The 10,118-nt window shown below is 30.4% G+C and carries 8 protein-coding genes; 7 read left to right on the forward strand and 1 reads right to left on the reverse strand.

From position 1 onward, the window contains the following. Position 1: 1 nt before the first annotated feature. The gene (locus tag B3R94_RS06210; protein ID WP_125349270.1) at positions 2-787 is read left to right on the forward strand and encodes a zinc ribbon domain-containing protein; all 786 of its coding nucleotides are present in this window, start codon (positions 2-4) and stop codon (positions 785-787) included. Positions 788-930: 143 nt separating this feature from the next. Beyond that, positions 931-1,584: a hypothetical protein gene (locus B3R94_RS06215; protein WP_219034331.1), complete on the forward strand. Its 654-nt coding sequence runs from the start codon at positions 931-933 to the stop codon at positions 1,582-1,584. A 71-nt stretch (positions 1,585-1,655) separates the two neighbouring features. On the opposite strand, the gene B3R94_RS06220 is transcribed toward B3R94_RS06215, so the two are convergent. Then, positions 1,656-2,990: an NAD(P)/FAD-dependent oxidoreductase gene (locus tag B3R94_RS06220; RefSeq protein WP_038331217.1), complete on the reverse strand. Its 1,335-nt coding sequence runs from the start codon at positions 2,988-2,990 to the stop codon at positions 1,656-1,658. A gap of 299 nt (positions 2,991-3,289) precedes the next feature. On the opposite strand from B3R94_RS06220, the gene B3R94_RS06225 reads away from it, so the two are divergent. The 5 genes from B3R94_RS06225 (at position 3,290) to B3R94_RS06245 (ending at position 9,819) form a co-directional block, all read left to right on the forward strand. Beyond that, on the forward strand, positions 3,290-4,369 hold the full coding sequence (locus B3R94_RS06225) for an NADH:flavin oxidoreductase/NADH oxidase (protein WP_291099393.1): 1,080 nt from the start codon (positions 3,290-3,292) through the stop codon (positions 4,367-4,369). 3 nt (positions 4,370-4,372) lie between these two features. Beyond that, positions 4,373-4,762, forward strand: coding sequence for a VOC family protein (locus B3R94_RS06230; RefSeq protein ID WP_038331219.1), 390 nt, complete (start codon positions 4,373-4,375; stop codon positions 4,760-4,762). 8 nt (positions 4,763-4,770) lie between these two features. Then, positions 4,771-5,925 carry an MFS transporter gene (locus B3R94_RS06235; protein ID WP_038331221.1) on the forward strand — a complete coding sequence of 385 codons (1,155 nt, stop codon included), beginning with the start codon at positions 4,771-4,773 and terminating at the stop codon, positions 5,923-5,925. An 80-nt stretch (positions 5,926-6,005) separates the two neighbouring features. Next, positions 6,006-6,800: a LytR/AlgR family response regulator transcription factor gene (locus B3R94_RS06240; protein WP_280049277.1), complete on the forward strand. Its 795-nt coding sequence runs from the start codon at positions 6,006-6,008 to the stop codon at positions 6,798-6,800. After that, complete coding sequence (locus B3R94_RS06245) at positions 6,787-9,819, forward strand: sensor histidine kinase (protein WP_291099395.1); 3,033 nt, start codon at positions 6,787-6,789, stop codon at positions 9,817-9,819. The genes B3R94_RS06240 and B3R94_RS06245 overlap by 14 nt, the downstream gene beginning before the upstream one ends. Positions 9,820-10,118: the final 299 nt, after the last annotated feature.

The raw sequence follows: 10,118 nt of genomic DNA on the forward strand, positions 1-10,118 counted from the left end.
TATGTCTGAAACAAAAAATATCAAAGAACTAAGCGTAGAAGAAAAACTTCGCGCGTTATACGACTTGCAATTAATTGATTCACGTTTAGATGAAATCAGAAACACAAGAGGTGAATTACCTTTAGAAGTTGAAGATTTGAGCGACGATGTTGCACAATTAGAAACGAGAATCCAAAAAATAGTTGACGAAACTAAAGGTTTGGATGAAGAAATTAAATTGAAGAAAGAAGCAATCAAAAATGCTGAAGCTTTAATTAAAAAATACACGAAACAACAAGATAACGTACGAAATAACAGAGAATTTGATGCTTTAGCTAAAGAAGTTGAGTATCAAGGTTTGGAAATTGAGTTATCTGAAAAACGTATTCGCGAGTTTACAGTTAAAATTTCTCAAAAAAATGCACAAGTTGAAGAATTTAATGCAAAATTAAATTCAATGAAAGAGCATTTATCTCACAAACAAGCTGAGTTGGATACAATTGTAAAAGATACAGAAAAAGAAGAAAGTAATTTATTGAAATTATCTTCTGAATATTCTGCTAAAATCGAACAAAGATTATTAGATGCTTACAGCCGTATCAGAAATTCTGTGAAAAATGGTTTAGCTGTTGTTCCTGTACAACGTGGAGCTTCTGCGGGATCTTTCTTTACAATTCCACCACAAAGACAGATGGATATCGCTCAACGTAAAAAAATTATCGCTGATGAACATTCAGGACGTATCTTGGTTGATTTGGAATTGGCTTTAGAAGAGCAAGAAAAAATGGAAATCGTTATCAAAGGATAATTTTCTGTTAAAAAATATTTTATTTAATATCAAAGTGTTGCACGTTTGTGTGACACTTTTTTTATGCCAAAACTGGTTGTTGTTATTTTTTAGCACGCTATTTGTAATATTGGCATTATAATTAGTTTGAAAATTTAGAAATTATGAAAAAAATTATATTTTTAGCAATGTTAACGGTCTCGTCTATATCATTAACATCTTGTGTGAATAATGATGATGGATACTATGACAACGGACCAGAAATTGTAAATGTTGGACAAATCAATTATGATGGCGTTTCTTTTCCGCTTCGAAATGCAGTTGTAGCTGATATTGAAAAAGCAGATGGAGGATATTATTATAGTGTAGAGTTATCGACGAATCCGGTTCCTAAAAATGGAAAATTATATGGCTCTTATTTGTATTTAGAAATCTTTCAAAGAGGTGATTTAAATTTTAATGGAACTTACGTAACAGAAAATAATGATAGAGGATTGGATTATATCGAATATTACGAAGATCCTATTATGCAAAATTATGTACCAGTTCTTAATTCAGGAACATTTGCATTATTAGATACAGATTTCTCTTCAGGATCTATTAACTTAAAAAATTATTTTGATCCTTATAACAGAAGTTTATTGTCTACAAACTTTGCTTTGAGAGTTTCGAATGGTAAAACATTGACGGGTGATTTTGACGGATTGTTTGATTTCATTCAATTATACAACAAATCTGCAAAAGGTGCTGTAAATGCAAAATCAGCAACAACAGAAAGAGTAAAAACAGGAGTGAGAAGACCTTCTGCAAGAAAATAAAATTTCAATTTATAGATAAAAAAAACTCCGCTAAATTTTTAGCGGTGTTTTTTATTGATATACTTTTTTGATTAAGCTTCTACTTCTTTATCACGATTCTTTGGGAAACGGCGATAACCTTTCAAATTAAATCTAAAATCTTTTTTCGTTGGACGAACAATAATACGTAATGATGAATCATTTGTAAAATAAGTTTGTGCCCAGTTTAAGAAAATAGCTAATTTGTTACGTACAGTCAAGATTAACATCAAGTGCAAAAACATCCATGTAAACCATGCCAAACGTCCAGAGAAAGAGAATTTAGGTAAATCGACAACTGCTTTGCGTTTACCAATTGTTGCCATAGAACCTGGATCTTTGTATTCGAACAATGTCAATTTATCTTCAGATAAACCTTGTCCTAATTTGTCAAAGTTTTTCGCCAATTGTTCAGCTTGATCTCCTGCAACACGTGCTAATTGTGGATGTCCATGAGGATACTTCGGTGTTTCCATCGAAGAAATATCTCCAATTGCATAAATGTTTTCAGTTCCTAAAACTTTAGAAGTACGATCTACTTTCAAACGATTTCCTCGTTGCAAATCTTCTTGTTTTACTGCTCCTTCAGGCACATTTCCCATAACTCCAGCAGCCCAAATCAAATTTCGAGTATTGATTGTACGACCATCAGCCAAAGAAATTGTTTTTCCATCGTAGTCAGTTACGCGACCTTCTGTCCAAACATTTACGCCCATATTTGTCAAATATTCATAAGACTTTTTGTGCGCCAATTCAGACATTGGACCTAATAAATTTGGACCTCCTTCAATCAAATAAATATTCAATTTAGAGAAATCTAAATCTGGATAATCTTTCGGAAGAATGAATTTTTTCATTTGCGCAATTGCACCTGAAAGCTCAACTCCTGTTGGTCCTCCACCTACAACAACAATATTCATAATTTCTTCCAATTCTCCTGGAGATTCTGCAGAATATGCACTCTCGAAGTTTGTTAGTAATCGATTTTTAAGCGTTAAAGCTTCATTTGTCGATTTCATTGGGAATGATAATTCCTCAATTTGTTTGTTCCCGAAGAAATTTGTGGTACATCCCATGGCAACAACCAAATAGTCGTAGGAAAAATCCCCGATTGTGGTTTCAACAATATTTTGATCTTTCTTAATTGCTGTAACTTCGGCTAAACGAACGCTCACATTTTTACTCCCTTGAAATACTTTTCGAATAGGGAACGAAATATCACTTGCGTTAATCGCTGCAGTTGCAACCTGATAAAATAAGGGTTGAAATTGGTGGTAATTATAGCGGTCAATAAGTGTAACAGAAAAGTGTGGGTTATTATTTAATTTACGGGCTAATTTAAGTCCGGCAAATCCAGCACCTAAAATGACAATCTTTTTCTTTTCCAAAATTCACTTTTTTGTAAAATTACGAACAAACTAAGAAACAATGAAAGATTTATTAAAAATTATTCTGAACCTTAGATATTTACTATGATATCGGATTGATTATTAGTTTTTTTTAAATTTATGTTTTTTGTCAGTTTTAAATAAATTGTTAAAATTATTTATGATTTCACGTGTTTCTAAGCTTTTTTAATTTTTATGAAAGATTAAAATTTAAACTATTTTTAAGCTGAATCATTTTAAGAAATCAATCAAATTCACGAATTTTATTCCAAATTTATCAAATCAAAAAAAAACAAGTAATGAGCAAATTATTTGAATCACTCAATATAAATGAATCTATTTCATTAAAAAATAGAATTATCATGTCGCCAATGTGTCAATATTCTTCGGAAGATGGTTTTCCAAATGATTGGCATTTTCAACATTATGTTTCGCGTGCAGTGGGCAATGTTTCGGCGATTATACAAGAAGCAACTGCGGTTGTTGCAGAAGGTCGAATTTCGTACGGTGATTTAGGAATTTGGAAAGATGAGCATATCGAAGCATATCAAAAATTAAATTCCGAAATCAAAAAATACAATTGCGTTCCTGGGATTCAGTTAGCGCATGCAGGACGAAAAGCAAGTACAGAAAAGCCTTGGTTGGGACACAATCAAATAAAATCTAACGAAAAAAATGGTTGGAAAACAGTTTCGAGTTCTACTTTACCTTTTAATGAATCAGATGAAATTCCACATCAATTAACAATTTCTGAAATTAAAAATGTTGTAAAAGAATGGGGAAAAGCAACGGATCGTGCTATAAAAGCTGGTTTTGAAATTTTAGAAATTCATGGTGCACATGGTTATTTGGTTCATCAATTTCTTTCGCCTTTAATTAATAATCGAATAGATGAATATGGAGGAAGTTTCGAAAATAGAATTCGTTTTGTGTTAGAAATTGTTGCTGAAATGCAAAAATATATTACAACTCAATCGCTTTGGGTTCGTTTGTCAGCTTCGGATTGGGCAGAAAATGGTTGGAATTTAGATGAAACAATTGAATTGTGTAAAATTTTAAAACAAAATGGAGTAGAAGTGATTGATGTTTCGTCTGGAGGAGGAGTGAGTCATCAAAAAATTGATGTCAAAAAAAATTATCAAGTTCCATTCGCAAATGAAATTAAAAACCAAGTCGAAATCATTACTGGAGCTGTTGGATTAATTTTTGAGCCAAAACAAGCCGAAGAAATTCTTCAAAATGAAAAAGCAGATTTAATCTTTTTAGGAAGAGAATTATTACGCGATCCATATTTCGCATTACGTGCTGCAAAAGAGTTAGAAGAAGATATAAAGTGGTTGCCACAATATGAAAGAGCAAAAAATAATCATTACGCATAAATTATGTTAGCATTAAAAAAAATTCATCATATTGCAATCATTTGTTCGGATTATCAAAAATCAAAACATTTTTACACAGAAATTTTAGGATTCGAAATTGTGCAAGAAGTTTACCGAAAAGAACGTGATTCTTATAAATTAGATTTAGCTTTGCAAAATTATTACTGCATCGAATTATTTTCTTTTCCTAATCCACCAAAACGTGTTTCTCGACCAGAAGCTTCTGGATTGAGACATATTGCTTTTGCTGTGGAAAATATAGAAAATGAAGTAGAAAAACTAACGCAGTTAAATGTAACGGTAGAGCCAATTCGTGTGGATGAATACACGCAAAAGAAGTTCACTTTTTTTGAAGATCCCGATGGTTTGCCGATAGAATTATACGAAGAATAGAAGAATAAATGGTAAAAAAGAGTTTACTTGCCTTAGCAATGGGAGGTTTAGCCATCGGAATGACGGAATTTTCGATGATGGGAGTTTTAGAAGATTTTGCAAAAGATTTGAATATTTCAATTCCAACAGCAGGGAATTTTATATCAATGTACGCAATGGGCGTAATGGTTGGAGCTCCAACATTAATTATGGCTACAAGTAAATATTCGCCTAAAAAAGTTTTAATCTTTTTTATGTTATTGTTTACCATTTTTAATTCACTTTTTGTTATTGCACCAAGTTACAATACCTTATTAATTGCTCGTTTTATGTCTGGTTTACCTCATGGAGCATTCTTCGGTGTAGGATCTGTTGTGGCAGCACAATTAGCAACAAAAGGAAAAGAAGCGCAAGCTATTTCGATTATGTTTGCAGGATTAACGTTTGCTAATTTGGTCGGTGTTCCATTAGGGACGAAATTAGGACAAGTTTTTTCGTGGCGATTAACATTTGGGATTATTGCAAGTTTAGGATTAATCACAATGTTAGCGATTTCTCTTTGGGTTCCAAATCTTAAAAATACTAATAAAGGAAGTTTAGTAGAACAATTAAGTTTCTTCAAAAAATGGGAAGCTTGGGTATTAATTGTGATGATTTCTATTGGAACTTCAGGATTATTTGCGTGGATAAGTTACATTTCTCCATTAATGACAAATGTGGCAGATTTACCTAAAACAAAAGTTCCAATCATTATGACTTTGATTGGTCTAGGAATGTTTGTTGGTAATTTTATAGGTGGAAAATTGGCAGATACCATGTCGCCAAATAAGGCTGCAATCATCTCTTTTGCGTCGATGGCGGTTTGTTTAGTGATTGTTTATTTCACTTCTCATATACAAATTATGGCGTACATCATGTCGTTTATTACAGGATTAATTGCGTTTACAATTGGTTCGCCAATTCAAATGATGTTGATTAATAATGGAAAAGGATCAGAAACTTTGGCAGCAGCAGCTGGTCAAGCAAGTTTTAATATCGGAAATGCTTTAGGTGCATTTTTAGGAGGAATTCCGATTGCAATGGGGTTAGGATTTAATTCGCAATTGTGGGTTGGCTTTATTATGGCTTCGGTAGGATCAATAATTGCAGCAATCTTTTTACAATTAAAATCGAAAAGAGTTTAAAAATATTACTTCAATCATAATCAAAGGATGTTCTACGGAGCATCCTTTTTTAGTTTATATTTGTAACAAATTAAACTCAAATGAATCATTACAAAGCTCTTATTATAGATGATGAACACTTTGCTCAACAAGGGTTAAAGAAAATTATTCAACATGCTTTGCCAGATTTTTTTGTTTCCATTGATACTGCAAATTCTGTAAAAGAAGGCGTTGAAAAAATTAAGGAAAATCAACCAGATATCGTTTTTTTGGATATTCACATGCCAGAGGAATTTGGGTTTAAATTATTTGATTATTTCGATGATATTACGTTTGATGTCATTTTCACAACAGCTCATTCAGACTATATTTTAGAAGCTGTAAATCAATGGGGATGTTTGGGTTATTTGATGAAACCTATTTCAATTTCTGATCTTAAAGTATTATTGAATCGTTTTGTAGAGCGTCAAAATCAAACAAAAATAACGAAAGAGATTATTAATATTGCAGATGATTTTGAAGATGAAGTAGAAACTGATAATCTGAAAGATGTTTTCAAAAATGAGCATGGAATTATATTTATTCCATCTATAACAGAGGTTTTGGTACTGAAAATTGAAGATATTATTTATTGTAAAGCAGATGATAGTTATTGTACAATTTTTACCGAAAAAGAGGCGTACATGGTAACTAAAACGTTGAAAGAAGTAGAAAATTTAATTGATCAAACCAATTTTTTCCGTGTCAATAGATCGTATTTGGTTAATATTAATTTTGCTAAAAAATTTGATAAACGAAACAATTTATTGATTCTGAATTGTCATCCAAAAGATGGTGAATTAAATCTTCCTGTGACTTCTTTGGGGTATAAAATTTTATCGAATGTGGTTGCGTAACTTCATTTTTTTACTTGTTTTATTTCTTTGTTCTCATCAACTTTCTGCGCAATATGTTCTGACAAAACAATACACGTACGAAAATGGCTTGCCTGCCAATGAGATTTTGAGTGTTTACAAAGATTCTCGTAAAATCTTGTGGGTTGGAACTCGTTTTGGCGTATTTGTGAAAGACATGGACAATTTCAAAATGATGAAACGCTTCGAGAAAGTACAATACAATAATGTTTGGACAATAATAGAAGATAGGCAATATAATGTTTGGTTCGGAAGTTACGGACAAGGGATATTGAAATTTACTGGTCAACGTTTTGAACAAATTAATACAGCGAAAGGATTAGTTTCGGATCGTGTTCGAAATTTATTTTATTTAGATGATTTAATATATGTTGCTGCGCAAGGTGGTGTTTCGATTATTGATACAAAATCAAAGAAAATTTATAATCCTTCTTTTGAAAAAAATAACAATATTGTGTTCGAAGCGGTATCTTTTTTCGAATATCAAAACAAGGTTTATGTTGCAACAATAGATCATGGTGTTTATGAAGTTCATCGCGATAAGTTGAAGTTGGTCAATCCTTTCAATCGAATTAATTATAGTTTTTTGAATAATAATGATTTGTATTTGTCATCTTCTAAAGGTCTTAATATTATTCCGATAAACGATTTTTTGAATAAAAAATTGAATTTTAAAACGTATGATTTTCCAGTTTTTAGAAATCACAACATTTCAGATAAACGTCATTCTCTTTTATTAGCTGGTTACGAAACGGGTGCGGGAAATGGCATGGTTGCGGAGTTAAAGAATAATAAAATAACAGATCAAACAGAAAATTTTAAAATCACTTCGGACTATCCTTATCGAGTGTTTAGCAGTAAAACCGATGATTTAATTTATGTTGGAAGCGCTGATAAAGGGCTTTTTGAAGTTCATTTTAATCATTTTTTAGATTTTTCAACAATTGATAATAAAAGGGTTATTGAAATTCTAAAAGTTGCGAATACACAATATTTTTTAACGCCAGATGGACTTTATTTTCAGGAGAATAATATATTCAATAAGCAGATAAAGAGAGATGCTTTTTATCAATATATGCTTAGAAATAAGTCAAAATTCAAAGATTTTTTAAGTCAATCAAATAAAGATTTTTATGAAATTGATTTTGATTTGAAAGAAAAAAACCTTCGTTTTTATAAAATGATTATCCGTCACAATTCGTTCATTATAGCAACTAATTTAGGACTTTTCGAGTTAGATTTTAATGGAGAATTCAAAGATTATTTACCTAATCGAACAAGTCAATTTACATATTTTAATAATCAATTTATTCAGACAAATCCTTTTGGAGGAATTTTGGTTTTTGATGATCTGAATAATCTAAAATATCACGCATATTCAGCTACGCAAGCGAATGTTCCGAAAGATGTTGTTTCGATTTGTCAAAATAAAAAAGCTGTATTTTTTGGATCTTCTTTAGATGGATTATTCAAGTATGAAAATGGAAATTTTATTTCGTATTTGCAAAATAATCAGTTTAAAGAATCTAAAATTAAAATGATAAAATGTGTTGGAGATAATCAGTTGTTGGTTGCAACAGAATTTGCGAAAGTTTATATTTTAGAGATAAAGGGAGATGAGTTAATCACAAAAAAAGTAATTAATATTCGTGAAATTGGTGGAGAAAATATTAGTTCAATTGACATTTTTGGGAACTCAATTTTAATTGGAACCAATCGTAATTTACTCGTTTTCAATAATGGTAAAACATATATGATTGGCAATGAACAAGGTTTTGTGAATAAGGATATACATTCGTCTATTTTTGACGGAAAAACGGCTACAATTGGTGTTGAAAATGGTTATTATAAGTTAAATCTTGAGAATTTATTAAAGCAAAAAAATCAGTCGAAAGAGATTATTATTACAAGTTTTAAAATTAATGATGAATCTTTTGGGATAGATAAATTTATGTGGTTTGATTTGATTGATAAAGATTTGAATTTAAAAAATAATGAGAACAATATTACACTAAATTTTGCTGTCGTTGATGCTAATTTCGCTCAAAGTTATAAGTACAGATATCGTGTAAATCCTGATGAAAAGTGGAATGAGTATTTTTATAACCCATCTATTTATTTGCGGAATATACCATATGGTAAATATCGTATTCAATTAGAAATAACAGATACAAGCAACGGACAAAAACAAATTATTGATTTGGTTTCGTTGAATGTTGACGAACCTTTTTACTTGAATATTTATTTTATTTTGTTGTCAGTCTTAATTTTAGGATTGATTATTTATCGTTATAATACAAATAAAATCAAGACGTTAAATAAATTTAATCAATTAAAAATTAGTCAATTAAATGAGAAAAATACACAAGAAAATCAACGTTTGCAATTAGAGCGACAATTAACCGAAACGAAGTTAACAGCCTTACAATCTCAAATGAATCCGCATTTTATTTTCAATGTGTTGAATTCTATTCAGTTTTATATTTTGGATAATGATATTGATAATGCGTTAAATTCGTTGGGACGTTTTTCTCATTTGATTCGTCAGATGTTAAATCTTTCAACAAAAGATGAAATTAGTTTGAAAGATGAAATTGATTTTTTGAAATTATATGTTGAAGTTGAGAATTTTAGATGGAAAAATAAAATAGAATTTGATGTTCAAATTGATAGCCAATTGGATATTTATCGTATCAAAATTCCGCCAATGTTGATTCAGCCAATTATCGAAAATTCTTTTGTTCACGCATTTGATCAAAACCATTTGCAACCGATTATCAAATTGATTATTAGAATAAAAATTGATTATTTAGAAATAATTATTGAAGATAACGGAAAAGGAAATACAACACAAATTACGCAAAATAAAACTCACGATTCGAAAGCACTTAAAATTATTAATGAGCGTTTACAATTGCTTAATCATAATATTGAAGAAAATATTTTTATAGATTTTCATGAAAAAGGAACAAAAGTTCGAATGATTTTGAAAGTTGATTAAAATTTCACCTGAATAAATTCACAATTCACCTTGCTGAAACGTGAATTAACGAAATCTGAACTCTATTTTAATGATAGATATTATTCAGTATATATATTTGTGGTATCGATTTCAAACTAAGTATTAAACTTTGATGCTTTGTTTTCTAAACCTATGAAGACACCATAAAAGTATCTTAAAAGTTACATTTTTCGACGTGTGAGTCAAAAAATTTTACAACAAGAAGCTACTGCAAAGTAGCTTTTTTTTATCTTTATCCCCATGAAAAATGTACAATTAGGGATCAGTATCAAAAGTTG

Source organism: Empedobacter sp. UBA7611 (genome assembly GCF_002484365.1).
Classification (GTDB): Bacteria; Bacteroidota; Bacteroidia; order Flavobacteriales; family Weeksellaceae; genus Empedobacter; species Empedobacter falsenii_B.

Excerpts from the sequence above, each read along its gene's own strand:
- B3R94_RS06225 (WP_291099393.1), top strand. The coding sequence starts at position 3,290 with ATGAGCAAATTATTTGAATCACTCAATATAAATGAATCTATTTCATTA.
- B3R94_RS06215 (WP_219034331.1), top strand. The coding sequence starts at position 931 with ATGAAAAAAATTATATTTTTAGCAATGTTAACGGTCTCGTCTATATCA.
- B3R94_RS06235 (WP_038331221.1), top strand. The coding sequence starts at position 4,771 with ATGGTAAAAAAGAGTTTACTTGCCTTAGCAATGGGAGGTTTAGCCATC.
- B3R94_RS06230 (WP_038331219.1), top strand. The coding sequence starts at position 4,373 with ATGTTAGCATTAAAAAAAATTCATCATATTGCAATCATTTGTTCGGAT.
- B3R94_RS06240 (WP_280049277.1), top strand. The coding sequence starts at position 6,006 with ATGAATCATTACAAAGCTCTTATTATAGATGATGAACACTTTGCTCAA.
- B3R94_RS06210 (WP_125349270.1), top strand. The coding sequence starts at position 2 with ATGTCTGAAACAAAAAATATCAAAGAACTAAGCGTAGAAGAAAAACTT.
- B3R94_RS06245 (WP_291099395.1), top strand. The coding sequence starts at position 6,787 with ATGTGGTTGCGTAACTTCATTTTTTTACTTGTTTTATTTCTTTGTTCT.